The 25,979-nt window shown below is 65.7% G+C and carries 23 protein-coding genes; 12 read left to right on the top strand and 11 right to left on the bottom strand.

Translation table 11 applies throughout. From position 1 onward, the window contains the following. Positions 1-18 precede the first annotated feature (18 nt). The 6 genes from F9K20_RS17625 to F9K20_RS17600 form a co-directional block, all read right to left on the bottom strand. Positions 19-1,302, bottom strand: a complete 1,284-nt coding sequence (locus tag F9K20_RS17625; RefSeq protein ID WP_291004895.1) for a hypothetical protein — start codon at positions 1,300-1,302, stop codon at positions 19-21. A gap of 775 nt (positions 1,303-2,077) precedes the next feature. Beyond that, positions 2,078-3,436 carry an N-acetylmuramoyl-L-alanine amidase gene (locus tag F9K20_RS17620; RefSeq protein WP_291004892.1) on the bottom strand — a complete coding sequence of 453 codons (1,359 nt, stop codon included), beginning with the start codon at positions 3,434-3,436 and terminating at the stop codon, positions 2,078-2,080. Between the two features lie 167 nt (positions 3,437-3,603). Further along, on the bottom strand, positions 3,604-4,056 hold the full coding sequence (moaE, locus tag F9K20_RS17615; RefSeq protein ID WP_291004889.1) for a molybdopterin synthase catalytic subunit MoaE: 453 nt from the start codon (positions 4,054-4,056) through the stop codon (positions 3,604-3,606). A gap of 4 nt (positions 4,057-4,060) precedes the next feature. Further along, positions 4,061-4,312 carry a molybdopterin converting factor subunit 1 gene (gene moaD / locus F9K20_RS17610; RefSeq protein WP_291004928.1) on the bottom strand — a complete coding sequence of 84 codons (252 nt, stop codon included), beginning with the start codon at positions 4,310-4,312 and terminating at the stop codon, positions 4,061-4,063. Between the two features lie 45 nt (positions 4,313-4,357). Beyond that, positions 4,358-4,948, bottom strand: a complete 591-nt coding sequence (gene pgsA / locus F9K20_RS17605) for a CDP-diacylglycerol--glycerol-3-phosphate 3-phosphatidyltransferase (protein WP_291004886.1) — start codon at positions 4,946-4,948, stop codon at positions 4,358-4,360. A 77-nt stretch (positions 4,949-5,025) separates the two neighbouring features. After that, positions 5,026-6,105, bottom strand: a complete 1,080-nt coding sequence (locus tag F9K20_RS17600) for an extensin family protein (RefSeq protein ID WP_291004883.1) — start codon at positions 6,103-6,105, stop codon at positions 5,026-5,028. A 220-nt stretch (positions 6,106-6,325) separates the two neighbouring features. Here F9K20_RS17600 and F9K20_RS17595 point away from each other — a divergent pair, with 220 nt between their 5' ends. After that, positions 6,326-7,201, top strand: coding sequence for a dienelactone hydrolase family protein (locus F9K20_RS17595; RefSeq protein ID WP_367115874.1), 876 nt, complete (start codon positions 6,326-6,328; stop codon positions 7,199-7,201). A gap of 166 nt (positions 7,202-7,367) precedes the next feature. Beyond that, positions 7,368-7,589, top strand: coding sequence for a hypothetical protein (locus tag F9K20_RS17590; protein ID WP_291004879.1), 222 nt, complete (start codon positions 7,368-7,370; stop codon positions 7,587-7,589). A gap of 80 nt (positions 7,590-7,669) precedes the next feature. Here F9K20_RS17590 and uvrC read toward each other — a convergent pair whose 3' ends face one another. Genes uvrC through F9K20_RS17575 form a run of 3 tightly spaced genes read right to left on the bottom strand, consistent with a single transcriptional unit; the run spans position 7,670 to position 12,478 of the window. Continuing rightward, a complete protein-coding gene (uvrC, locus tag F9K20_RS17585; RefSeq protein WP_291004876.1) occupies positions 7,670-9,775 on the bottom strand; it encodes an excinuclease ABC subunit UvrC in 2,106 nt (701 codons plus the stop codon). Positions 9,776-9,825: 50 nt separating this feature from the next. Further along, a complete protein-coding gene (locus tag F9K20_RS17580; protein ID WP_291004873.1) occupies positions 9,826-10,695 on the bottom strand; it encodes a TIGR01459 family HAD-type hydrolase in 870 nt (289 codons plus the stop codon). Between the two features lie 31 nt (positions 10,696-10,726). Then, positions 10,727-12,478 carry an EAL domain-containing protein gene (locus tag F9K20_RS17575; RefSeq protein ID WP_291004870.1) on the bottom strand — a complete coding sequence of 584 codons (1,752 nt, stop codon included), beginning with the start codon at positions 12,476-12,478 and terminating at the stop codon, positions 10,727-10,729. A 390-nt stretch (positions 12,479-12,868) separates the two neighbouring features. On the opposite strand from F9K20_RS17575, the gene F9K20_RS17570 reads away from it, so the two are divergent. Both F9K20_RS17570 and F9K20_RS17565 read left to right on the top strand, forming a co-directional pair. Then, positions 12,869-13,630, top strand: coding sequence for an SDR family oxidoreductase (locus F9K20_RS17570; protein ID WP_291004868.1), 762 nt, complete (start codon positions 12,869-12,871; stop codon positions 13,628-13,630). A 111-nt stretch (positions 13,631-13,741) separates the two neighbouring features. Then, on the top strand, positions 13,742-14,035 hold the full coding sequence (locus tag F9K20_RS17565) for a GYD domain-containing protein (protein ID WP_291004866.1): 294 nt from the start codon (positions 13,742-13,744) through the stop codon (positions 14,033-14,035). A 2-nt stretch (positions 14,036-14,037) separates the two neighbouring features. Here the strand turns inward: F9K20_RS17565 and F9K20_RS17560 are convergent, their stop codons facing one another. Beyond that, the gene (locus tag F9K20_RS17560; RefSeq protein ID WP_291004863.1) at positions 14,038-15,180 is read right to left on the bottom strand and encodes an FUSC family protein; all 1,143 of its coding nucleotides are present in this window, start codon (positions 15,178-15,180) and stop codon (positions 14,038-14,040) included. Between the two features lie 224 nt (positions 15,181-15,404). On the opposite strand from F9K20_RS17560, the gene F9K20_RS17555 reads away from it, so the two are divergent. Next, entirely contained in the window at positions 15,405-15,695 is a 291-nt protein-coding gene (locus F9K20_RS17555) for a co-chaperone GroES (protein ID WP_291004860.1), read from the top strand. A 136-nt stretch (positions 15,696-15,831) separates the two neighbouring features. Beyond that, positions 15,832-17,469 carry a chaperonin GroEL gene (gene groL / locus F9K20_RS17550; protein WP_291004857.1) on the top strand — a complete coding sequence of 546 codons (1,638 nt, stop codon included), beginning with the start codon at positions 15,832-15,834 and terminating at the stop codon, positions 17,467-17,469. An 82-nt stretch (positions 17,470-17,551) separates the two neighbouring features. On the opposite strand, the gene F9K20_RS17545 is transcribed toward groL, so the two are convergent. Continuing rightward, entirely contained in the window at positions 17,552-18,334 is a 783-nt protein-coding gene (locus F9K20_RS17545) for a hypothetical protein (protein ID WP_291004854.1), read from the bottom strand. A gap of 432 nt (positions 18,335-18,766) precedes the next feature. Between F9K20_RS17545 and F9K20_RS17540 the strand changes: the two genes are divergently transcribed. The 6 genes from F9K20_RS17540 to F9K20_RS17515 all read left to right on the top strand — a co-directional run bounded on the left by F9K20_RS17540 (position 18,767) and on the right by F9K20_RS17515 (position 25,957). After that, positions 18,767-19,687 carry a LysR family transcriptional regulator gene (locus F9K20_RS17540; RefSeq protein WP_291004851.1) on the top strand — a complete coding sequence of 307 codons (921 nt, stop codon included), beginning with the start codon at positions 18,767-18,769 and terminating at the stop codon, positions 19,685-19,687. Positions 19,688-19,817: 130 nt separating this feature from the next. Beyond that, positions 19,818-20,327: a formate dehydrogenase subunit gamma gene (locus tag F9K20_RS17535; protein WP_291004844.1), complete on the top strand. Its 510-nt coding sequence runs from the start codon at positions 19,818-19,820 to the stop codon at positions 20,325-20,327. Beyond that, entirely contained in the window at positions 20,324-21,877 is a 1,554-nt protein-coding gene (locus F9K20_RS17530) for an NADH-quinone oxidoreductase subunit NuoF (protein ID WP_291004843.1), read from the top strand. Before F9K20_RS17535 ends, F9K20_RS17530 begins: the two co-directional genes overlap by 4 nt. Before the next feature lie 41 nt (positions 21,878-21,918). Continuing rightward, entirely contained in the window at positions 21,919-24,807 is a 2,889-nt protein-coding gene (gene fdhF, locus F9K20_RS17525; RefSeq protein ID WP_291004925.1) for a formate dehydrogenase subunit alpha, read from the top strand. Between the two features lie 93 nt (positions 24,808-24,900). After that, positions 24,901-25,713, top strand: coding sequence for a formate dehydrogenase accessory sulfurtransferase FdhD (gene fdhD, locus F9K20_RS17520; protein WP_291004840.1), 813 nt, complete (start codon positions 24,901-24,903; stop codon positions 25,711-25,713). 25 nt (positions 25,714-25,738) lie between these two features. Then, complete coding sequence (locus F9K20_RS17515) at positions 25,739-25,957, top strand: formate dehydrogenase subunit delta (RefSeq protein WP_291004837.1); 219 nt, start codon at positions 25,739-25,741, stop codon at positions 25,955-25,957. Positions 25,958-25,979 lie beyond the last annotated feature (22 nt).

Genomic DNA, 25,979 nt, shown 5'->3' with positions numbered 1-25,979 from the left:
AGCGATGACGGCGCCGCGCTATTGCGGCGCCGTAACCTTGAGGTCGCTGATCGACCAGGTGTCGCCCTTCTTGCTTGCCGCTGACGCTGCCAGCATGCCGAGGTAGCTCGGCCACCGCGGCTGCTCGCCCGTGAAGCTGGCTGCCGGCTTGCCGTTGATGGCGATCTGCACGTCGGCGCCCTTGGTCGTCACTCGCAGCGTGTTCTTCTCCTTGGCGCCGGTCTTGATGGCGGCGATTTTCGTCCACTCGACGGGGCGCTTGGCAACCGCCTTACCGTCGACGATGCGCGCGACGGTGAAATAGCCGTTCGGCGCCATCACCGCTTGGTAATAGTTGCGGCTGTCCTGCACCCAAAACACGAGCCCTGCATAGCTGGCCGTTGGGTCGGTCGTCACGTTGGCGAGGTGAATGCTGGCGCATGCGTCGATATCGCCGAAGACGAACACGCGGTTCCAGCGCAGCGCCGGTGTGCCGGGTGTAGGGCTGAATACGGCCTCGCCGCCGGTGACGGCGAACTGGCTGTCCTTCATTCCCCAATTCGCGTCATGCTCGGTGAACGCGTCATCAAACAGCAGCTTGCCCGTACCGCAAACCGGCGTCGCGGTGTCGATTGCCCCCGTCACATCGCTCGGCGGCGCGACCGGTGGGCTGGCAGCGGGAAGGGGGGCCGATGGCGCCACGTCCGTCACCTTGAATTCAGAGATGCGCCACGTATCGACCGCGGCCGGGGCCGAGGATGCAACCAACCCAACATGGCTCGGGCCGTCCGGCGCCTGCCCACGAAAGCGCGCAACCTCGGTATCGTTGATGCGCACAGCGACGCTCTGTCCTTCGAGCGTTACGCGCAGCGTGTTCTTTTCATTGGGAGCGAGCTTCAGCGCGCTGGTCTGCAGCCAGTTGACGGGCGGCGTTGGCAAGATGCGCCCTTGCACCTTGCGGGCGACGGTGAACATACCGTTCGGCGAGACGACCGCCTCATAGAAATTGTCCTTGTCGACCACCCAGAACAGCATGCCGGCGTAACTACGGGAGGCGTCGGCGGTATTCTCCGGCATGGCGATCGTCGCGCAGGCATCGAGATTGGTCAGCGCAGCGCCTGCATTCCACCGCGCCGTCTGCGTGCCGACCTGCGGGGTGAAGATCGCCTCGGTCCCTTTCAGCTGGAACTGGCCGTCCGCTTCGCCCCAACCTTTATCGCCCGCTTGGAAGTCGCCCGCGATCTGCACCGACGGCCCGGTGCAGGCCATGGCGGGCGGCGCCAGAAGAAGTGCAGCCAAGACAATGCAGGGAGATGGGCGCATTCGTTCCTCGCGGGCGGCGATTCGACGTAGCTGCAGTATGCCGCAGAATTCGGCGAACGGTGGCCCTCAAAACCCGCTTTTCCCACTCAGTGCAACAGCACCGCGCATGCAACATTAATTTCGGCCGCCGCAGCCCTCGTATCTGGGAACGAATCACATACTCTCTGTTGCTGAGGGGGCCGACCTCTCGCGGCTCCGGCTCAGGAGCCGACCACGAGTGCGCGTCAGAGAAGGAGGGCCAACCGCCCTTGAACTCTCTGAGCCAGGACTGTCTAGCGACTGGCGCCATTGGCCGGTTGGATGCGTGGCGGGCATGGATAGGGCCGCCCCAGGGAGCATCTGCCGGCTCGGTCTGTCGGCCTCTGCCGAACCCTGTCCGCGACCGCCGTAATCTCCTGCAATCCCCGACGACCGCTGTTCAGTCGCCGCGCCCATCCCGGCCGGTGCGCTGGCGCGTCGCGTACGTCGGCAGTTGCGTTCCGGGTCGCTGGCCGAGACTGCGGCATACACTTGAAGATGGAGTGGCAAATGCTGAAGCGCCTTCATCATGAGAAGGTCCCACACACCGTATCTTCTTGTTCGCGCGTCGCTCATTCGCTTCGGCTTGAACTCGAATGGTTTCGGATTCTGCTCTGGCGCCAAAAACAGATGCGTCCTCCGAGTATGACTTGACGGGGGCTTAGCCGACGCGGGTGTGCGACCCAAGTTGGCCACAAAAAGAAGAGGCCGGTCCGGCGGGACCGGCCTCAAATGTTTTGGGAAGCGCTCGGCAGCTTCACATGGGGAGCTGCGCAACCTGGTTTGAGAAATAGTTGTCGACGGCGCTCATGATCGAGTCCGTAACCTTGTCGCGCCAGGCATCCGACTGAAGGTTGGCTGCATCCTGCTTGTTGGTGACGTAGGCCAGCTCGATGAGCACCGAGGGAAACTGCGCCGTCTTGAGGACACGGAACGAAGCCTGCTGATCGGGCTTGTTGCGCATGGCGGTGCTGGCGCCCATGGTCTCGATCACCGTCTTCGCGAATACGCCCGTCCGGTCGTGCGTAGCATCCACCTCGCGCTCGGCGAGATCGGCCAGGATGTCCTTGACGAGACTGACGTCATCGCTGCCGCCCGCTCGCTTCACCTTCTCCACTTCGTTCTTCGATAGAACGCTGCTCGCCACGTCGTCACGCGTCGAGCGGCGCAGGCTGTCAGCAACGGAATCACGCAGCGAGTAGATGGTGGCGCCGCTTGCCGTGCTGCCGGTGTCGGCGTAATCGCAATGCACGGCGATGAACAGGTTGGCGTTGTGCTTCTCGCCGAAGGCGACGCGGTCGCCGAGCGGAATGAAGACGTCCTCATCGCGCGTCATCATCACCTTGTAGCGGCCCGTGGCGTTGAGCTTCTTGGCGAGGATCTTGCTGAAGGCGAGCGTGATCTCCTTCTCGACGGCGCCGTTCTTCATGGCACCCGAGTCATGGCCGCCGTGCCCCGGATCGATGACGATGACCGGCTTGAAGGCGCGCTGCGCGAGCACGTCCGGCGATACGGCCGGTCGCGGCAGCGGCGGCTGCAGTCCTGCAGCACCCAGTGCGAACGGAGGCGGCGACATCGAAGGCGTCGCCGCGACCTGTTGCTTCACCGGCGACGAGATGCTGGCGGTCACCGGAACAAATGCAGCAATCTCGACGACGAGGTGCTGATTGCGGCCGTCCGCGGCTTTCTCGATGCGTGCACTCGAGACGATGACGGGCTCGGTGACGTAAATGATGATGCGCGAGCGATCTGTTCCGGCAAGGCCCGCTTGGAAGGATTTGATGAGACCAACGGGGGCCGACTTGGGTTGCTCAGGCAGCCGCAGCTTGGTCTCGCTCACCTGCACGACGACCCGGTTCGGATTGCTCAACGAGAACACCTCGAACTCGGTCGTTTTTGGCAAGCCGACGACGAAGCGCGTACGTTGCTGGGTGGTGGGTGCGGCGGCGCTCGGACCCGCTGCAGTCTGGGAGCCCGTGAAGAGACTATCTGCCTGCTTGAGCAGGTTCTCGGCGCCGTCGAAAAGGCTTTGAGCCTGCAGCGGACTGTGCGCGCAGAGCAGAGTAAACGCGAGGAGTATCCCGCGGCAAACGCGCCACGGAGTGCCGTGAACCATGACGTCTGACCCCCGTCTACGCGGTACAATTCCAAGTGGTGGGACAGTCAAGGTTGCCTGGAATGATGGCGTTTTGCGGTCCGCCTTCAGGCATTGTTAGGGTTATCGCTCCGAAACCCTTAAGACTTCGCTAACGGGTTGCGCATGCAGGCCGGCGAAATCATCAACTAGCGCCAGCGCTTCGCTGCACTTTCGTCCTCCGCGCGGGCCTCGACCCAAGCGCTTTCGCCCGACGGCGTCGTTTCTTTCTTCCAGAACGGCGCCCGCGTCTTCAGATAATCCATGAGAAATCCGGCGGCTTCGAACGCCGCTTCCCGGTGTGCAGCCGCTGTGATGACGAGCACGATGTTGTCGCCGGCTGTCAATTCGCCGACGCGGTGCACGATAAGCGAAGCCTGCAGCGCCCAGCGCGCCTGCGCCTCGGCCTCGATGCGTGCCAGCTCGGCCTCGGTCATGTCGGGATAGTGCTCGAGCGTCAGGGCGGCGATCTGCCGGCCATCGTCGCTGCCGCGCACGCGCCCCGTAAACGTGACGATGGCGCCGACATCGGTGCGCCCGCCGATCAGCTTGTCCGTTTCCGCGGCGACGTCGAAGTCTTCACGCTGCACGCGTACGGCCACGGTCTCAGCCTCCTGTAACCGGCGGGAAGAAGGCAATCTCGCGCGCTGCGCCCAGGGTCGCCGACGGCTTCACGTGCACCTTATCGAGAGCCGCACGCACGACTTGGGGGCGCGCGAACGCTTCGCCGTATTGCGGACCGCGCTGTTTGAGCCAGCCGACAAGATCGGCGACGGTCGCTACGCTTCCCGGCAGCTCAACGTCCTCGGCCGCGCAGCCGACCTTCTCGCGCACCCAGGCGAAATAGAGAAGCCGCACGCGCCGTTTCGCGTCTGCACCCATTTGCTCCTCACCCATGTGCGCCTAACGCTCCATGGCATGCACGATGCCAGCCTTCAGATAATCGTAGCCGGTCCACAGCGTCAGCAGTGCCGCGATCCACAAAATGACGAGGCCGCCAGTCATGATGCCGGGCACGATCTTCTCGGCGGCGGGGCCCGCCAGCAGCACGCCAAGTGCGATCATCTGCATCGTCGTCTTCCATTTAGCGAGCTGCGTGACGTGGATCTTCACGTTGAGCTCGGCGAGAAACTCGCGCAGGCCGGAGACGAGGATTTCGCGACACAGGATTATGATCGCCGCCCAGATCGCCCAGCCGCTGATGGTGCTGTCGTGCACCAGCATCATCAGCACCGCGCCGACGAGCAGTTTGTCGGCGATAGGATCGAGCATGCGCCCGAGGGTAGACTGCTGCTCCCAGATGCGCGCCAGATAGCCGTCGAGCCAATCGGTGACGCCGGCGAACACGAACAGCGAGAAGGCCGACCAGCGCGCCACGTCGCCCTGCAGGAAGAACAGGCAGGCGACGAGCGCCGGCACTGCGGCAATGCGAACGTACGTCAGCACGTTCGGCAGGCTCATCGGCAGGGCGCGGGAGGCGGCAGCTTGTTCCATGCGCCTTTGGTACACCATCCGGCCGATGGTCCGTCAATGGCGCACGTAGACGGTGGGCTGATTAGCGCCGGAAGGGCTTAGTGGCATACGCCGCTGCTGCTGCGGCGGACCTTCATATCGAGGTGGAAATGGTCGCGGTGGGCCTCATTTGCCTCGGGCCCCAGTACGGTCGCGAACACCGAGCACGAACCTCCGTGCAGGCGCTTCAGGAATGCCGCCTCTTTGGTCGCCGCGGGCTTGAGGTCGACGCTGGCCTCAGCCGCGGTCTTGTCAGCCTCCTTATTGCGGTCCCCTTGCTTGAAGTCGACCTTCTCCACCCGACCCTTCTGCTTGGCCTCGGCCTTTTTGCCGGCTGCCTCGATCGAAGGCGTCGGCGTCGTGGCGGCGGGTTCGCCCGATTTCGACTTGGCGCGCGCCTTCTCGGCCAAGAGCTTCTCGACGGCCTTCCTCTTGGCCGCGACGATGTCGCGCTCGGTCGGCCCCCAGGCCTTGGCTACGGTGATAGTACGGCCGTCGGCGGTGACGAAACCGGCGATGTCGATGGCATTGCCCGTCGCGTGCTCGCTCAGCGACAGCTTGGGGTTATTGTAGATGTTGCGGCACGAGTACGACGATGCGCCGATGATGCGTTTGATGCGTGTGCCGAGAGCCTCCTGCGCGGCCGGCTGCAGAACCTTGTCGACCCATTCGCTCAGCGACGCGGCAAGGCGGCAGTTCATCGTTGGAGGCGGACTGAACTCGACCTTCTCAGTGCCGCCGACGCTCCGCAGTGCTAGCGGCGCCGGCGTGCCGCACTGACCGCGCTTCATCGGTTCTTCCATCGCGACATCGGCCGCGACGGGCGCCAGCAGCTGGACGCACTGGCGCAACCCGGCGGCCGATTCCTCCGGCGTCCATACGTCGGGAGGTGGAGCTGGGGGCGTCGTTGCCGCCGAAGGTGCACCCCCAGTGCCCGGGCTTACGGCTGCAGCGGCAGGCGTTGCCGGGGCAGCCGATGGCGAAGCGCCAGGCGCGGGGTTGGCGATCGATGATTGTGCACCCTGCAGCGGGGGTGTGGGAGCCACTGCTGGCCGGGCCGGCACGGCCGTTGCGACAGGCGCGGGCGTCACTGCGCGGGCAGGCAAGAACGTCAGCGCCATGATGCCCGCAAATGCCATGGAGGTCATCCACGAGGAGACACAGCTCAGCGTTTTGTCGACAGACGCGATAGACCCCATGCTCACCTGCAAGGACGGTAACAGCCAAGAAGCTATGCGTGTTCCCCTGCCGTTCAGCTTCGACAACGAGCGCGGCGAAAATGCGGATTGCATTCTAACCCCGAGCCATGAAGGTGCGGTTGCCTATTTCCCCCTGCAACGCTTCCTCAGGAGTAAAGGCATGGACGGTTTCGAGAATGATCGTCGCAGCCTGCGAGCAAAGCTGGATGTGGACCGGCGTGAAATGCTCGCTGCGAGCCTCTCGGTGGGGTTCGCTGCCGCCGTGCATCCCGTTGCGGCGCAAACCGTGGTGCATACGAACAGCGAGGGTCTCGAAGCCGGCGTGGTCGGCATCCCCGCGGCCGACCGCGATGTGCCCGCCTATCGCGCCATGCCGGCGAAACCTGGAACGTTTCCCGTAGTCATCGTCGTGCAGGAAATCTTCGGCGTGCACGAGCACATCCGCGATCTCTGCCGCCGCCTCGCCAAGCAGGGCTACATGGCCATCGCACCGGAACTCTACGTGCGCCAGGGCAGCGTCGCCGATCAGACCGATATCCAGAAGATCATCGCCGAGGTCGTCTCCAAGGTGCCGGACGCGCAGGTCATGTCCGATCTCGATGCTACCGTCGCCTACGCCAAGAACTCGGGGCACGGCGATGCCTCAAAACTCGGCATTGCCGGCTTTTGCTGGGGTGGCCGCATCGTTTGGCTCTACGCCGCACACAGCTCGGAGCTCAAAGCTGGCGTCGCCTGGTATGGCAAGCTCGTCGGAGATGCCTCCGCCAATACGCCGCGCCACCCCATCGATGTCGTCGCCGAACTCAGGGCGCCGGTACTCGGCCTTTATGGCGGCGCCGACCAGGGCATCCCGGTCGACACCGTCGAGCGCATGCGCGCCGCCTGCAAGGCCGCAACAAGGGAGTGCGAGTTCATCGTCTATCCGGACACGCCGCACGCCTTCAACGCCGACTACCGCCCAAGCTTCCGGCCGGAGGCGGCGAAAGATGGCTGGGCGCGCATGCTGGCCTGGTTCCATGCCCACGGCGTCGTCTGACGCGGGGAGCGCAATCTTTCCGTCACAACAAAAGTCTAGAGAGTGCTACTGCGCACAATGGCTTGCCTGCGCGGCCTTGCATCTGCGAGCCCGTTGGCGGAGACTGCGCGCGCAAGAGGACATCTAAACAACCCACACAGATGGGATCTTTGGGGGAGTCGTTCGCATGCCTCAACTGCCGTTCGACTTGGCGACCGTCGACTGGACAACCGTCGCCATCTACTCGGGAATTGCTTTCCTCGCAGCTATCGTTGGCAATGCCATCGCGTTCGGCAACCGCTTTATCGGAGCGGTGCTGACGGCAGTGTTCTTCGCCATATTCTACGTGGCGTGGGTCTACTGGCTTGCGGCGATCGCGATGCCGCCGGCTGCCGCCCCGCCTGTCTAAGCGGGCTTCGTCGCGTCCAATGAGCGCACGTGGCCGGGATCCTGCATCCCGGTCGCGATCGCGTGTGCGCGGGCCAATGTTCAACTGCGCCGCTCGTGGAAGTGGTCGTAAATGCGCTGCGCCATCTCGGCCGAGATGCCGTCGACCGCCTTCAGGTCTTCGACGCCGGCGCGCGAGACAGCCTTGGCCGAGCCGAAGTAGCTCATCAGGGCGCGGCGGCGGCGAGGACCGATGCCCTCGATCTCGTCGAGCGGGCTGACGCTCATCGCCATGGCGCGGCGTGTGCGGTGCGAGCCGATGGCGAAGCGGTGCGCCTCGTCCCGCAGCCGCTGCACGAAGTAGAGAACGGGATCGCGCGGCTCGAGCATCATCGGACGATCACGCCCGGCCAAGTGGAAATGCTCGCGGCCCGCGTCGCGGTCAGGACCTTTGGCGACCCCGATGAGGCAGATGTCATGCAGGCCGAGATCGGCCAGCACCTCGCGGGCCACCGCGAGCTGGCCGGCGCCGCCGTCGATCAGGACGAGGTCCGGCCGGTCCGGAATGATGTCGTCGTCCCACTCCTCCCTCTCCCCAGCGTCTTCGATGGGGAGAGGGTTGGGGTGAGGGGCAGAAGCTTGTGCTGCGGGTCGTGGCGGAGCCGCGCTCGGTGCAAGTGGCTGCCCCACACCCTGACCCTCTCGTCGTGCCGAAGGCACGCTTTCAGCGTGACGCGCGCGGGGAGAGGGAATATCGGCCATCACCAGGCGGCGGAAGCGCCGCGTCAGCACCTCGCGCATCATCGCGTAGTCGTCGCCGGGCGTCAGGTTCTCCGACTTGATGTTGAACTTGCGGTACTGGCCTTTGGCGAAGCCGTCGCGGCCGGCGACGATCATCGCGCCGACCGCGTTGGCGCCCTGGATGTGGCTATTGTCGAACACCTCGATGCGGCGCGGGACGGTCGTCAGCCCAAAGCGCTCGGCGAGACCTTCCAGCAGGCGCCGCTGCGACGAGCCTTCCGCCAGCTTGCGCCCTAGCGCCTCGCGCGCATTGTTGAGCGCATGCTCGACGATGCCCGACTTGGTGCCGCGCTGCGGGACACGGATCTCGACCTTGCGCTCGGCCTTCATGCACAGCGCCTCGGCCAAGAGCTCCCGGTTCGGCACGTCGTGCGAGAGGAGGATGAGGCGGGGCACAGGCTTATCGTCGTAGAACTGGGCGACGAAGCTATCGAGCACCTCCTCGACGGGGAGCGCGCGGTCAGCCTTCGGGAAGTAGGCGCGGTTGCCCCAGTTCTGGCCGGTACGGAAGAAGAAGACCTCGATGCACGTCTGGCCACCCTCCTGCGCGGCGGCGAAGACGTCGGCCTCCTCGATGCCCTCCGGGTTGATCGCCTGATCGGCCGTCACGTGCGCCAAGGCCGACAGCCGATCACGGAAGCGCGCCGCGCGCTCGAACTCGAGCCGTGAGGAAGCCTCCTCCATCAGCTTCTGATACATGCGGCGCACGTTCTGGCTCTCGCCGCGCAGGAAGCGCACTGCCTCGTCGACGAGGCGCCCATAGTCGTCGAACGCGATCTCGCCCGTGCACGGCGCCGAGCAGCGCTTGATCTGGTAGAGCAGGCACGGCCGCGTGCGGCTCTCGTAGACGCTGTCGGAGCATGAGCGCAGCAAGAACGCTCGCTCCAGCATGTTGATGGTGCGGTTGACGGCACCGGCCGAGGCGAACGGCCCGAAGTAGTCGCCTTTGCGGGTGCGCGCGCCGCGGTGCTTCATGATCTGCGGCGCCGGCGTATCGCGGGCGATGAGGATGTAGGGGAACGACTTGTCGTCGCGCATCAGCACGTTGAAGCGCGGGCGGAAGCGCTTGATGAGGTTGGCTTCCAGCAGCAGCGCCTCCGCCTCGGTGCGCACCGAGACGAACTCCATGCCGGCGGTCGAAGCGATCATGCGCGCGATGCGGTTGGTGTGGCCGCCGAGGCGCGCGTAGTTCGACACGCGCGCCTTCAAGCTGCGCGCCTTGCCGACGTAAATGACGTTGCCTTCGGCATCGAGCATGCGATAGACGCCGGGCGAGGACGGTAGCAGCTTCAGGTAGCGCGCGATCACATCCGGACCACTGCCACCCACCGCATCGGTGGCGGGCGACGGCAGGATCTCAGGCGTCGGCGTGGCCGGCGAAGCTTCGCGCATGTCCTTGTTGGGCATCGTCGATAGATCGGCCTGCCGGCCCGCGCCGTCAAGCGAGGGTGCACTGGTTACCAGGCGAGCTTGGGCATTGCCGCAATGGGGCGCGGGGCGCCGGGCGGAAATAGGGCCTCGATCGCCTTGGCGTCGAGGCCGCCTTTGACATGCACACCGCTGGCGACGAACACCGATCGCACATCTGCGGCGGCTGCCCCGGCGATGTCGGTGCCGACCCCATCGCCGATGGCCAGCAGCCCGGCCTTGTCCGCACTGCCGGCTTTTAGCTTCTCCAGCGTCTCGAAAGTCAGTTCATAGATCGGCAGATACGGCTTGCCGGCGTATTCGACCTTACCACCCAGCGCCTCGTAGGCGCGGGCGATGGCACCGGCGCAGTAGATCATGCGACCGCCGCGCTCGACCATGACGTCGGGATTGGCGCAAATCATCGGCAGCTCGCGCGCGCGGCATGCTGCAAGCATCGCCACGTAGTCGTCGGGCGTCTCACGCTCGTCGTCGAATAGGCCGGTGCAGACAACCGCTTCGGCCGCATCGGCTGGGACGCGCACGATTCCAAGGCCGGTGAACGTGGCGAGGTCGCGCTCGGGGCCGATATGAAGAATCGGCCGCCCCGCATAATGGCCAATCAGCGTACGTGCCACGTCGCCCGAGGTGACGATCGCGTCCCAGCCGTCGCGCGGCACGCCGATGCCGTCGAGCTGAGTGGCAACGCTGTCGCAGGGTCGCGGCGAGTTGGAGACGAGCACGACGATACCGCCCATGGCGCGATAGCGTGCACATGCGGCGCTGGCGTCGGCAAATGGCCTCACGCCATTGTGCACCACGCCCCAGATATCGAGCAGCCAAGCTCGCGTCCCTTCGGCGAGCGGGGCGATCGAGCTAACGAGCGGAATGGCGGGAGCGGAGAGAGATGCGGGCGGCATGGCGACTGCCTAGCTGCCGCCCGCGCAAATCTCAAGCGGCTGCGTCACCGGCGGCGACGTAACCGCCCCCCGCGACGGAGATAGGCGCGCCATAAAGCGCCCCCTGCCCCAGCGGCACGCCGGCCTCGAGAACCTTGTCGCGCAGGGCCTCGTCATCGATACTGCCGACGATCAGCGTCAACCCCAACTCGCTCAGGTTGCGGCACACCTCGATGGCCGGCATGACGCCGCTCGGTGCCGCCAGCCCGGAGAGCAGCGTCGCCGCATCGAGCTTCACGAAGGCAAAGCCCGCGGCACACAATGCCGTGAACTCGTAGTCAAAGTCGGTGACGTCCTCGACACCGAAACGGAAACCGAGATCGCGCATATCGGTCAGTGCGCTCCATTCCGAGCCGCCGAAGGTGCGGATGTCCGCCTGGGCGAAGGTCAGCACCAGCTCGCCTGCCAGCGACTCCCGATCGCGATAGGCGTCGGCCATCTCGTCGAGGAAGCTATCGTTGGCGAGCGAGACCGCGGTCACCGGTACGAACAGGCGGGTCCCGCGCCCCTCGTCGGCCAGCGTGCCGGCGACGCGTGCCGCCTGACGCAGGCGGGCGCCGTCCAGCAGTGGCAACAACCCCGCCAAGGCGAGCTGCGGATCGCGCGTCGTCGCGGACAGCGGCGTGCCGCGTTCATCGCAAGGCGAAGCCACCACCTCGTAGTAGTGCACCTGATGGTCGGCGAGTCCGACGATGGGCGACAGCGCCACATCGATGCGGCCGGCCGCCACCGCCTCGGCAAGCGAGGCAAGCCGTGAGTGCGACGGCATGATTGGCGGCGGCATGGGGGCGCCGGCTCGAGGTGCGCTCGATGTGGACGGCAGCGCACCCTTCGTTTTCGAGGCCCGCATGGCGTTGGCGGTTGTCTGCAATGCGTTGAGCGAGGCGCGCAGCACGCTCTCCTGCCGCTGCGGCGGCAGACCTTCGAGCGTCGGCTCGGCCCCGAGGTCAACCTCGTCGGCGAGACGCTTGATCATCCCGTGCACGGCATCCAGATCGGTCTCGCGGTCGGCGGCGAGCGGCGGCAGCTCGACGCGAGGGCCTTCGGGCAGCGTCGGCTTCGCCTGGCGGCTCGGCCAATAATCGTGCGCCTGATGGCTCGGAGCAGCGGGAGCGGCGGCTGGCGCCGACCAATCGGGCAACGTCGGCACTGGGGGAACGTCGGCGCGCAGCGCGGGCGCTGGCGCCGCGGGAGGCGGTGTCGGCATCGAAAGCTGGGGCACGGAAAGCTGCGGCTCCGGACGCTGCGGCTCGAGCCCAGGCGCGCCCGGTCGATGCGCCGTCAAGCGCGGCGCGCGCTCGGAAACCGACGTTGCCCGCTCCTGGCGGAAGATGCGCGGTGGCTTGGATGCGAGCGGCGGCATCGCCGGAGCAGGCGCGGCCGCAGACGGCACCGGCGGCATCGATAATTGGCCCGCCGCTGGCGCCGGTGGCGCCTTGACGGCCGGCGGAACGAATGTCGGGGCGCGCGCCGGCCTCGCACCAACTGCAGGTGGCCCAGCGGTCTTCAGTCGTGAGACCTCGTCCTCGAGCCGCGTGACCTCGGTGACGAGCTCCGTCTCGCGCTCCGAGCGCCGCATCAGTGCGTGCACCATGACCAGCATGATGTACACCGACAGCGCGGCGATGAGCGCCAGCCAGAACGACACCTGGAATTGCAGATATGCGCCGATGAAGAAGGCCGCCGTGACCAGCGCGATGGCCCCCTTGACGATGAGATCGGCCATGCCTCTGTGCTTCGGCATACCGTGCTCGCTGTTTTCGATGCTCGCCATGGAAGAGTGACGACGCCCCCTTGCCGATTCGTTGATCCAACCGAGCTTTTCGCCCGCACCCCCGCCGCGCAATGACGGCACGGCCACTTTCACCAGCTTTCTCAACAGCGCGCCGATTCGTGTCCGGCGCGTGGCGCCAGGCGCAAAACCTCGGCTGGCGTGCGGCGCATACCGATTCGTCCACAGCACCGCTGTCGCGGCGGGAACTTCGCAAGCGCCCGGGGATTGCCATGTCGCGCCTCAGTCGCGCCGCAGGCCGGCCTCCAGCCGACCGGATTCGGGGCGCTGTTTAGGACTCGTTAGTCGAATCGACGTGGTATCAGTTGTGTCGGGGGCGTTCCCTTGCTGTCCCGGCGTAGAATGAAGGGAAAGCTCATGCTGATGACGGTGATGGGTCGCAATCCGAGTGCGTCATACTATGGTGAGCTTGCCGGCGTGCGCGTGCTGATCACGGGCCTTTCGCCGCTATGTGGCGTGGACGTGGCGCGCAAATTTGCCGATCACCATGGCCGCCTCGTGGTGCATGCCACCGCCGCCTCTCCCGAGCTCGACGCCGTCACCACAATGCTCGCCGAGACCGCCAGCGAGGTGAAGCTGTTCACCGACGCCTGCCGCGATTCCGAATCGTCGATCCGCTTTGCCAAAGCCGCCGCGCAGGCATTCGGCGGCCTCGATGTCGTCATTAATCTCATCCCCATTGGGGCCTGCGACATTGCCGGCCGCGCAAGCGTCAGCGACGTGGAGGATCTGGTTTCCGAGAAGCTGATGCTTCCCGTGCACGTCACGCGCATCGTGGCCAACCGCATGCGTCTGACGCTCAACGAAGGCCTCGTGCTCAACGTCGTGACCATGCCGGCACCGCGGACGGCGGCCGAGGCCGCGCTCGCCGGCGTCGTCCGCTCAGCGCTCGCCGCGGTAACGCGCGGCGAGGCCGAGCGATGGGCTCCGCAAGGCATCCGCGTCAACGCCGTCGGACCGTCCGCGACACTGCAGGATTCGGGTGCCAACCTCGCCAACGAGACAGATATTGCCGCTCTGGCGCTCTATCTCGCCTCGCGTCCCGGCCGCACCTTGACCGGGCAGCTGTTCGATGCCGCCGGCGTCGCCAGGCGTGGCTGCTGACAAGCCGACTGATCTGCAGCCGGCGGATATCGGGCTGTAGACACCCACGCGCTGCAGCCGTATCGATGACAGAGGGGCGTATCGAGAGGGAGACCCGCGAAGGAGGATCCCATGGCCACTTTCGTTGTCCTCGCCAGCTTCACCGAACAGGGCATCCGCAACGTCAAGGAGACGATCGCGCGGGCGGAGGCCTTCAAGGAGATGGCCAAGAAAAGTGGTGTAACGGTCAAGGACATGTACTGGACGCTCGGGCGCCACGACATCGTCGTCCTGTGCGAGGCGCCGGACGACGAGAGTTCCACGGCACTCATGCTGAGTGTCGCCTCCCGCGGCTATGTTCGCTCCGAGACGTTACGCGCCTTCTCGTTCGCCGAGATGCAGAAAGTCATCGGCAAAATGGTCTGAGGCTACGTCCATCTTGCCGTAAGGCCCTGCAGCCGGCGCAACAACGGATAGGTCGAGCCGGCGAAGGCGGCGAGTTCCGGCGCCCGCTCGGCGAGATCGCGGAGGTTCAAGCGCAGTTGCCCGAGCGCGAAGTCGAAGGCCATCAGCCGGATGACTTCGTCCATGGAGAGCTTGCGCGTTTCGCCATGCGCCCGCATCTCCTCCATTTGCTGCTCGATGGCGGCAAGTGCAATCTCGACCGCCGATAAATCAGGGGCGGCGTATGCCGTCGCCGGCTCCCCCAGCTGCTTCGCCACACCGTCGATAGCGCCGCGCAATGCCTCGATGGCGGGTCCCAACTTCGTCACGGCCCGTTCCGGCAAGGGTTGCGAGACGGCGCGCAGCAACATGATTTCCGTATGCCACAGGCGGCGTAGCGCGCGCAGCATCGCCTCGGGATCTGGGGAATCGGCGAGAAAGCCGGCAACCTCCAGCCGCGCTTCACGGGCCAAGGTGTCACCGGCAGCGAAGGCAGCTCTGACGCGCGCGGCCTGCGCACCGATGGCGACCGCATCATGCGATTGCCCGAGCCCAGCGGCGAGCACTTCGCGCAGTACCTCGAACAATGGCTCCAGCGTGCGCGTCACGTGCTCGGCAAACGCGGGCCCAGCGCGCGAGGGGAACACGATCAACGTCGTGGCAATGGCGACGACGGTGCCGATGGCCACCTCGAGCATGCGGTTTTCGGCCGAGGCGATCGGTGGACCAAGTTGCGGATCACCGAGGATCACGATCGCGGCTGTAACGCAAGCAATGCGTAGCGCCGGGCGCCGGGCCGCGAAGAAGGCGAGCACCAGCACCGTTACGGCAAGGCCGGCAAATTTGAGCTCGTGCATGTCGGCCAGCGCCAGTGCCACCCCACCGCCGACCACCACGCCCAACATGCTTCCCATCAGCCGATCGGCGGCAAGTCCAAGCGAAGCGCCGACGTTGGCCTGGGTGACAAGAATCGCCGTCATCACCGCCCAGAAGCCCTGCGGCAGGCCGGCGGCATCGGCGATCAAGTAAGAGATGCAGGCCGCGATCGTGGTCTGGATAGCCTGGCGCAAGCGCGGCCAGGCCTCCATGCGGGAGAAGGTCGATGGGCTCGGCTCAATCACGGCCATTGCCCATAAGCGCGCCGGGCGCCGTTGAAATTAACGCCTCGTTCGCCATGTTGCCGGTATGGCAAACACGCGTCTCGGCCGGGCAGCGCGTTCCTTGACAGCCGCCCCCGGGCGCGCGTATCACCTCGGCGCGATTGGCACTCTCAGCGGGATAGTGCCAGCGCATCTCATCGACAGACACCGGCCACGCACGGCCGAGCCCGCCATCTGGAGCGATATTTCCCATGAAGTTCCGTCCTTTGCATGACCGCGTCGTCGTCAAGCGCGTCGACAGCGAGACCAAGACGTCCGGCGGCATCATCATCCCCGACACGGCCGCCGAGAAGCCGCAGCAGGGCGAGGTTGTGGCCGTCGGCCCAGGCAGCCGCGACGAGAGTGGCAAGCTGATCGCGATCGAGCTGAAGAAGGGCGACAAGGTTCTGTTCGGCAAGTGGAGCGGCACCGAGGTGAAGATCGACGGACAGGAGCTGCTTATCATGAAGGAGAGCGACGTGATGGGCGTCCTGGAGAAGTAAGCGAAAGAGCGGGTAGCGAATAGCGAATAGATCGCGCTCGCAGCTCGCCGCTCCGCCCATCCCCGCGTTTTCCCTATTCGTTACTCCCTATTCGCCATTCGCTCGCCTCGAGCGATCAACATCAAGGAACCCATTGATGGCTGCCAAGGAAGTCCGCTTTTCCATTGACGCCCGCGAGCGCCTTTTGCGCGGCGTCGATACCCTCGCCAACGCCGTGAAGGTCACGCTCGGGCCCAAGGGCCGCAACGTCGTGATCGAGAAGTCGTTCGGCGCCCCGCGCACGACCAAGGACGGCGTCACCGTCGCCAAGGAGATCGAGCTCGAGGACAAGTTCGAGAACATGGGCGCCCAGATGGTGCGCGAGGTGGCCCAGAAGACCAACGATCTCGCCGGCGACGGCACGACGACGGCCACGGTCCTGGCTCAGGCCATCGTGCGCGAGGGTCTCAAGGCCGTCGCTGCCGGCATGAACCCCATGGATCTGCGCCGCGGCATCGACAAGGCGGTCGGCCAGGTCGTCGAGGAGATCGCCAAGCGCTCTAAGAAGGTGAAGAACTCGAACGAGATCGCCCAGGTCGGCACCATCTCGGCGAACGGCGAGAAGGCGATCGGCGAGATGATCGCCGAGGCCATGCAGAAAGTCGGCAACGAGGGCGTCATCACGGTCGAGGAAGCCAAGAGCCTCGATACCGAGCTCGAGGTCGTCGAAGGCATGCAGTTCGACCGCGGCTACCTCTCGCCCTACTTCGTAACCAACGCCGAGAAGATGGTGGCCGAGCTCGAAGACCCCTACATCCTCATCCACGAGAAGAAGCTGTCGAACCTGCAGCAGCTGCTCCCCGTGCTCGAGGCAGTCGTGCAGTCGGGGCGTCCTCTGCTCATCATCGCCGAGGAGGTCGAGGGCGAGGCACTGGCGACGCTGGTCGTCAACAAGCTTCGCGGCGGCCTCAAGGTCGCGGCCGTCAAGGCTCCCGGCTTCGGCGACCGCCGCAAGGCCATGCTGGAGGACATCGCCGTCCTCACCGGCGGCCAGACGATCTCCGAGGACCTCGGCATCAAGCTCGAGAACGTGACGCTCGACATGCTGGGCCGCGCCAAGCGCGTGTCGATCAGCAAGGACGACACGACGATCGTCGACGGCTCTGGCAAGAAGAAGGATATCGAGGCGCGCGTAAGCCAGATCAAGGCGCAGATCGAGGAGACCACTTCCGACTACGACCGTGAGAAGCTGCAGGAGCGGCTGGCCAAGCTGGCTGGCGGCGTCGCGGTGATCCGCGTCGGCGGCGCCACCGAGGTCGAGGTGAAGGAGCGCAAGGACCGCGTCGACGACGCGCTCAATGCGACCCGCGCCGCGGTCGAGGAAGGTGTCGTTCCCGGCGGCGGCGTGATGCTGCTCAAGGCCGGCAACGCCATCAACGTCAAGGGAGACAACGCCGATCAGGAAGCCGGCATCGCCATCGTCAAGAAGGCACTGCAGGCGCCGATCCGCCAGATCGCCGACAACGCCGGCGTCGAGGGCTCGATCGTAGTCGGCAAGGTGCTCGAGGCGCGCGGCCAGGCGTTCGGGTACGACGCGCAGAACGACGAGTACGGCGACATGCTGGAGAAAGGCATCATCGATCCGGCCAAGGTCGTGCGCGTGGCGCTGCAGGATGCGGCTTCGGTCGCCGGCCTCATGGTCACCACCGAGGCGGCGATCGGCGAGGCGCCGAAGAAGGACAACGGACACGGCCATGCGCATGGCCACGGCGGCATGGGCGGCATGGATATGTGATCCGCGCTCGCTCGGCGCAAAACGAAGCCGCCCGCTGCACCCAGCGGGCGGCTTTTTTTTGTTGCGTGCCGCCTAGCTGGTCTTAAGGTTGCGCGTTCCAGCCGAAGGCGCGCAATTCCGTCGGCATCATCGGATCGGCCTCGGGCTTGGGAGCTGCCGGATCCACATTCAAGAAATCACTGACAACTGGTGCCGCCTTACGAGCCGCGCTCTGCACAGCTCGACCCGCCGGCGCAGGCTCGCTCTTGGCGCGCTTTGCCGGCTTTGTCGCCATGTCCTCGATGACCGGCGCATCGTCGGTTGCCGCGGACGCCTTGGCTACCGGATTCGCCGGAACCGGAGCTTGATCAACCATGGCGGCTTCGTCGCCAGCCGGTGCCAGCACCTGCTCGGTGACCGGCGCCGCCGCATCGGCCGCGTTGCTGCTGCCGATCGAAGCCGTTTCGGCCGGAGCAGCGGACGCTGGCGAGTTCGAAGGGGCGGTGTCGCTGGCATCGGCACCGAAGCGGCGGCTCAGCTCCTCGGCGCGCTCGCGGACGGCGGCAGCCTCGCGGTCGAGCTGCTCGGCGCGGCTGAGCGTCTGGCGCGCCGCCTCCAAGTTGGCATCGTCCGTCGGAGCGGCGGGGGCGGCAGCCGGCTCGACTGACGGAGCGGCGGTTGGCTCGCCGGCGAAGCCAAAGTGGGCACGCCATGCTTCCTGCAGATCGGGCAGGCGCGCCCCATCGAGGAATGCAGGCAGGGAGAACCCGGGTGCCTCTGCCGAGGCGGGAGCGGAAGACTGGCTCAACTCCATGGCTCCGGCTGACGAGACGAGGCCCGTTGCCGCCAGCATGACCAAAAGGCGCGCGCTTTCGTATGCGTTCATACGCTGTACCCCCCGACCGCAGCGGCCGGCTACGAGGCGACCCGAAGGTTCGCCTGCTGATTTAGCACATGGGGGACTTGTCGAGTCTCACCCACCCTGAGTTGCTCGCAGGCTTTTTTACGACCATATGGTCTTGGCCTGCTCCGCCGACGAAGTCGGGACGCCCGAGGAGAGCTCTGCCCCGCTCCCGCACGGTCGATGCCGCGGCGGTGTCCGCTTCGTTCAAGGTGAAATATTAAAGCGCTCCAAGGCAATAACATGGCGCCAAATCGGCGTTTGAAAGCAGCGGAGAAACCCGCGTCCAGATTGCCTTTCGCCCACGTTGGATCGATGATCGTGGCATCGGCGAGGCTGGCTCAGGACGCGGCGGCCTGGACTTCTTAAAGCGCGCTGTCCCACAAGAGCGACGGCCGCTGCCTCGGGAGGGGCACGATGGACATCCGACAACTCCAGTACCTCGCCGCGCTCGCCCGCGAGAAGCACTTCACGCGGGCCGCGGCCGCCTGCAACGTCACCCAGCCGACCCTCTCGGGGCGCATCCGCCAGCTCGAGCTCGAGCTCGAGGTGCCTATCGTCGAACGCGGACAGCGCTACCGCGGGCTGACTCCCGAAGGCGAGCGCGTGCTCAAGTGGGCGCACGTAATCCTCAAGAACTGGCAGTCGATGCAGGAGGAGCTGGGACACCTCAAGGATCACGACAGCGGTCTTTCGGGCAGGCTGGTGCTGGGAGGCATACCTTCCGCGCTGCCCATGATCCCTCTGCTTACCAAGAAGATCCGCGTCATTCATCCCGGCATCGACTTCACCGTGCTGTCGCAGAGCTCGGAGGAGATTCTGCGCGCGCTGGCCGATTTCTCGATCGACGTCGGCATAACTTATCTCGACAATGAGCCGATCGACGGCCTGCTGGCCACACCGCTCTATGTCGAGCGCTACTGCCTGTTCGTTCCCGAAACGCACCCGCTCGCCAACCGCGCCTCGGTGACATGGCAGGAGGCCGCCGACGAGCCGCTGTGCCTCTTGACCCCCAATATGCAGAACCGGCGCATAATCGATCGCGCCTTTGAAACGGCGAAATGCCATCCGAGTCCGCGACTGGAGACAAATTCCGTCATCAATTTGTGTTCGAATGTGCGGCTGATGGGGCTAGCAAGCATCATGCCCCAATACATATCTGACGTGCTGGGAAGCATGTCGGGAGTGAAGGCCATTCCTCTCGACGCCCCGACGGTGGAGCACAGCGTCGGACTGGTGGTTGCCGCTCGCGATCCGCTGTCGCCGCTCATCGAGGCGCTCCGTGAGACCGCCGCCTTGTTGACGCCGGTGACGTTCGACGAGCGCGTCGACGCGTAATCCGGCTCCTTCATTGTGCGATGCAGCATTGGCCCGCTCAATTGGCACATTGAAAGGGCCTATTTGATCCGCCGTACGCAAGTTGAGAGAAGACGGTTTGCCCCAGCTGAGGCCGCCGAGGCACACGTAAATGTCAAAACCACTTCAAGATATCATCACCCAAGTACCCGCCGGAAGCGAGGCGCGTGCGCGCGCCATCTGCGAGGCGCGCGGCAATCGTCCCGATGAGCTCCTGGAGATCTTCCATGATCTGCAGCACGAGCTGGGCTACGTGCCCGAGGAAACGCTCCCGGTCATCGCCAACGCCCTCAACCGGTCGCGCGCGGAGGTCTACGGCGTTCTGACTTTCTATCATGAGTTCCGCCGCACCCCGGGCGGGCGCCACACCATCAAGATTTGCCGCGCCGAGGCCTGCCAGGCCATGCACACCCAGAACCTCTGTCGCCACGCCGAGGAGAAGCTGCGCGTGAAGTTCGGCGAGACCACCGCCGACGGGCAGTTCAGCCTCGAAGCAGTTTACTGCCTCGGCAACTGCGCCCTGTCGCCGGCCATGATGATCGACGGCGAGCTCTATGGCTGCGTCGACAAGGAGCGCTTCGACAGCATCATATCTGATCTCGATCGCGGAGCCGGCGCATGACGAAGGTCTTCGTCCCTCGCGATGCGGCCGCGCTGTCAATGGGCGCCGATGCCGTCGCCAAAGCGATCGCCGCCGAGGCCAAGAAGCGCAACGCCAAGGTGGAAATCGTCCGCAACGGCTCGCGCGGCATGCTGTGGCTGGAGCCGCTGGTCGAGGTCGAAACGGCGAACGGCCGCATCGCTTACGGCCCTGTCAAACCCGCGGATGTCCCTGGCCTTTTCAAGGCCAATCTCCTCAAGGGCGAGAAGCACAAGCTCTCGCATGGCCTCACAGAAGAAATTCCCTACTTCAAGAACCAGGAGCGGCTGACGTTCGCGCGCTGCGGCCTCACCGATCCGCTATCGATCGACGACTATGTCGCTAACGGGGGCTTCGAGGGCCTCACCAATGCGCTCACCATGGCGCCGCTAGACATCGTCAGCGAGGTGACGACCTCTGGCTTGCGCGGGCGCGGCGGCGCCGGCTTCCCCACCGGCATCAAGTGGAAGACGGTCCACGACGCCAAGGCCGATCAGAAGTACATCTGCTGCAACGCCGACGAGGGCGACAGCGGCACCTTCGCCGACCGCATGCTGATGGAAGGCGATCCCTACTGCCTCATCGAGGGCATGACCATCGCCGGCATCGCCGTCGGCGCCACCAAGGGCTACATCTACGTCCGCTCCGAGTACCCGCATGCGGTGGCCACGCTGCGCGAGGCGATCCGCATCGCCACCAGCGCCAACTGGCTGGGGCGCACCATTCAGGGCTCGCCGCACGATTTCGAGCTCTACGTGCGCATGGGCGCCGGCGCCTACATCTGCGGCGAGGAAACCTCGATGCTGGAAAGCCTCGAGGGACGTCGCGGGCTGGTGCGCTACAAGCCGCCGCTGCCGGCGCTCGAGGGCCTGTTCGGCAAACCGACGGTCATCAACAACGTGCTGAGCCTCGCCTCGGTACCCATCATTCTCGCCAAGGGCGGCGAATTCTACCGCGATTTCGGCGTCGGCAGATCGCGCGGCACGCTCGCTTTTCAGCTCGCCGGCAACATCAAGCAGGGCGGCTTGGTCGAGAAAGCGTTCGGCGTCACCGCACGCGAGCTCATCGAGGACTTCGGCGGCGGCACGCTGTCGGGACGCCCGCTGCGCGCCGTGCAGTTCGGCGGCCCGCTCGGCGCCTATCTGCCCAACGACAAGCTCGATACCGAAATGGACTACGAGGCATTCGCCAAAGTCGACGCCATGGTTGGCCACGGCGGTATCGTCGTGTTCGACGACACGGTGGACATGGCGCAGATGGCGCGCTTCGCCATGGAGTTCTGCGCCATCGAGTCGTGCGGAAAATGCACGCCCTGCCGCATCGGCTCGGTGCGCGGTGTCGAGACCATCGACCGCATCATCACCGGCATCGACCGCGAGCAGAACGTCGAGGTCCTCGAGGATCTCTGCAACACCATGACCGACGGATCTTTGTGCGCCATGGGCGGGTTGACTCCCATGCCGGTGATGAGCGCGCTGCGTCACTTCCCTGAAGATTTTCACCGCCCGGTGCGGGCCGAGGCGGCCGAATGAACAAAATGCGAGGCAACGCCATGACGGGCGAAACCGAGACCCTGACGCTCATCAAGGAGAAGGACTACGGCACGCCGGCGGTGCATGCCGTCAACAACAAGACGGTGACGCTGGAGATCGACGGGCGCGAGGTGACGGTGCCGGAAGGCACGTCGATCATGCGCGCCGCTGCCGACCTCGGCATCATGGTGCCGAAGCTGTGCGCCACCGACAGCCTCGATCCGTTCGGCTCCTGCCGCTTGTGTCTGGTCGAGATCGAGGGCCGCAAAGGCACCCCGGCCTCGTGCACCACGCCCGTCGCTCCCGGCATCAAGGTCACGACGCAGAACGACCGTCTCGCCCGCATCCGCAAGGGCGTGATGGAGCTCTACATCTCCGACCACCCGCTCGACTGCCTCACCTGTGCCGCCAACGGCGACTGTGAGCTGCAGGACATGGCCGGCGCCGTCGGCCTGCGCGAGGTGCGCTACGGCTATGAAGGCGAAAACCACGTATTCGCGCGCCAGAACGGCGAAGCCAACCCGCTGTGGCAGCCGAAGGACAGGTCGAACCCCTACTTCCAGTTCGAGCCGTCGAAGTGCATCGTCTGCTCGCGCTGCGTGCGCGCCTGCGAGGAGGTGCAGGGCACGTTCGCGCTGACCATCGACGGCCGCGGCTTCGCCTCGCACGTCGCCGCCAGCATGGACGACGACTTCCTGCAGTCCGAGTGCGTGTCGTGCGGCGCCTGCGTGCAGGCCTGCCCCACCGCGACCCTGATCGAGAAGTCGGTCGTCGAGCACGGCCAGCCCGAGCACAGCGTCGTCACCACCTGCGCCTATTGCGGCGTTGGCTGCTCGTTCAAGGCCGAGATGCAGGGCGAGCGCGTCGTGCGCATGGTCCCCTACAAGGACGGCGGCGCCAACGAGGGCCACAGTTGCGTTAAGGGCCGCTTCGCCTTCGGCTATGCCACGCACAAGGACCGCGTGCTCGACCCGATGATCCGCGAGAAGATCACCGATCCGTGGCGCGTGGTGTCCTGGGACGAGGCGATCAAGTTCGCCGCCGACCGCTTCAAGGCGGTGCAGGCCAAGTACGGCCGCGGCTCGATCGGCGGCATCACCTCCTCGCGCACCACCAACGAGGAAGTCTATGTCGTGCAGCGCATGGTGCGCGCCGCCTTCGGCAACAACAACGTCGACACCTGCGCCCGCGTTTGCCACTCGCCAACCGGCTACGGCTTGAAGCAGACGTTCGGCGAATCGGCCGGCACGCAGGACTTCAAGAGCGTCGACAAGTCGGACGTGATCATGGTCGTCGGCGCCAACCCGACCGATGGCCATCCGGTGTTCGCCTCGCGCATGAAGAAGCGCCTGCGCGAGGGGGCCCGGCTGATCGTCGTCGATCCGCGCCGCATCGACCTCGTGAAGAGCCCGCACATCGAAGCCGACTATCATCTGCAGCTGCGTCCGAGCACCAACGTCGCCGTGCTCAATGCTCTGACCCACGTCATCGTGACCGAGGGGCTGACCGACCGCAGCTTCATCGCCGCGCGCTGCGACAAGGAAGACTTCGCCCGCTGGGAGAAGTTCATCAAGGACCCGAAGCACTCCCCGGAGGCCATGGAGCCGATCACCGGCGTGCCGGCCGAGCAGATCCGCGCCGCCGCCCGGCTGTTTGCCACCGGCGGCAACGCGGCCATCTACTACGGCCTCGGCGTCACCGAGCACAGCCAGGGCTCGACCACCGTCATGGCCATGGCCAACCTCGCCATGGTCACCGGCAACATCGGGCACGAGGGCGTCGGCGTGAACCCGCTGCGCGGCCAGAACAACGTGCAGGGCTCGTGCGACATGGGTTCGTTCCCGCACGAGTTCCCCGGCTACCGCCACGTGTCCAACGAGGCCACACGCAAGCTGTTCGAGAAGGAGTGGAAGGTAAAGCTCGATCCGGAGCCGGGCCTGCGCATTCCGAACATGTTCGACGAAGCCTCGGGCGGCACCTTCAAGGGCCTCTTCGTGCACGGTGAGGATATCGCGCAGTCCGACCCCAACACCAACCACGTCACGCACGCGCTCGAGTCGCTGGAGATTCTCGTGGTGCAGGACCTGTTCCTCAACGAGACGGCGGCCTTCGCGCACGTGTTCCTCCCCGGCACCTCGTTCCTGGAGAAGGACGGCACCTTCACCAACGCCGAGCGGCGCGTGAACCGCGTACGTCCGGTGATGCGCGAGAAGCAGGGCATGGCCGAGTGGGAGATCGTCTGCCGGCTCGCCACCGCCATGGGCTACCCCATGATGTACACTTCTGCGGCGGCGATCATGGACGAGATCGCGTCTGTTACGCCGACCTTCAAGAACATCTCGTTCAAGAAGCTCGACGAGCTGGGCAGCGTGCAGTGGCCGTGCGACGACGAGGCGCCGGAAGGCACGCCTATCATGCATACCGAGGAGTTCACGCGCGGCAAGGGGCGGTTCATGCTCACCGAGTTCGTAGCAACGCCCGAGCGCTCGAACCGCAACTTCCCGCTCATTCTGACGACGGGCCGCATCCTCAGCCAGTACAACGTCGGCGCCCAGACGCGGCGCACCGACAACGTCGTCTGGTACCAGGAGGACATCCTCGAAATGCACCCGAGCGACGCGGAGGTGCGCGGCATCAAGGACGGCACCATGGCCTCGCTGACGAGCCGCGTCGGCGGCACCACCATGCGCGTCAAGGTCACCGACCGCGTGCCGCCGGGCGTCGTCTACTCGACGTTCCACTTCCCGGTCTCTGGCGCCAACGTCATCACCACCGAGAACTCGGACTGGGCCACCAACTGCCCCGAGTACAAGGTGACGGCGGTGCAGGTGACGCCGTCCAACCAGCCTTCCGCGTGGCAGGACGAGTGGGAGGAGCGCGAGCGCGAGAATAAGCGCATCGCCGAGAAGACGCTGGTTGCCGCAGAGTAACGGCGGGCGCACGAGCGTCCTGAGGTTGTATGGAACTCGCGCGCCGTGTTACCTGCTAGCGGTATTCTCGATGATCGGCTCGCGATGACCGCCATGACCAATACCGCAGACGTCGTGGACGCGGGGACTGCGCTTTGCTCGGTGCCCGCCGAAGGCACCAGCGTCGACGCCGGCGGCCGACGCTCGACCGTCACCTGGCAGCTCCCCGATGAAGTGGCAGTAGCGTTGCAGATCAACTCCGAGCCCTACACGGTCATGATGGCGACGCCGGCCAATCTCACCGACTTCGGCATCGGGTTTGCGCTCGCCGAAGGCATCGTTCCGCACCGCTCCGACATCCTCGGCGTGATCGCGATGCCCGTCGAGAACGGCTTCCTCGTCGACGTCGCCATCGACGAGGAAGCACTGGCCGAGGCACGCATGCCGCGCCGCTCGCTGGAGGGCCGCTCCGGCTGCGGCCTGTGCGGGGTCGAGAACATCGCCGACGTCGTGCGTGTCAGCGAGCCGGTGCCGCACACCGTGCGCCCATCCGCGCAGGCGATCCTCAAAGCCGCCGCCGAGCTGCCCCAGCGGCAGACCATGAGCCGTTTCAATCACACGGTGCACGGCGCGGCCTGGGTGAGCCTCGCTGGCGACATCGTGCACGTGCGTGAGGACGTCGGCCGCCACAACGCGCTCGACAAGCTCATCGGCGCGCTGGCCGAGGCGGGCACTGACCTCGCCGGCGGCTTCGTGCTCATGACCAGCCGCTGCAGCTTCGAGCTGGTGCAGAAATCGGCGACGTACGGGATCGGCGCGCTCGTCACCGTGTCGGCACCGACCGCGCTCGCCCTGGGGCTTGCCCGCAAGGCGCACCTCTTCATCGCCGCGCTTGGTGGCGACAACGTCGTCATCTTCAATACCTGAAGCGAACTCGGAAAGTCCTGCCCGCATGGAAAACCGCGACATCGTCCGCATGGCCAACCAGATCGCGGCCTATTTCGAAGCCTATCCGCGCACGGAAGCGCTCGACGGCATCGCCAATCACATCCGCAACTTCTGGAGCCCGCGCATGCGCAAGCAGCTCAATGAACACATTGAGAACGGCGGGGAGGGCCTGTCGCCACTCGTCACCGCGGCGGTTGCGCCCAAGGCAAAAGCCAAGTCCTGAAGTACGCTGCAAAGCAGCAAAG

The sequence above is a fragment of the Hyphomicrobium sp. genome, assembly GCF_009026145.1.
In the GTDB taxonomy this organism is placed as follows: Bacteria; Pseudomonadota; Alphaproteobacteria; order Rhizobiales; family Hyphomicrobiaceae; genus Hyphomicrobium_A.
The sequence above is the reverse complement of the archived record's forward strand: the minus strand, read 5'-3'. Positions and strand labels throughout refer to the sequence as shown.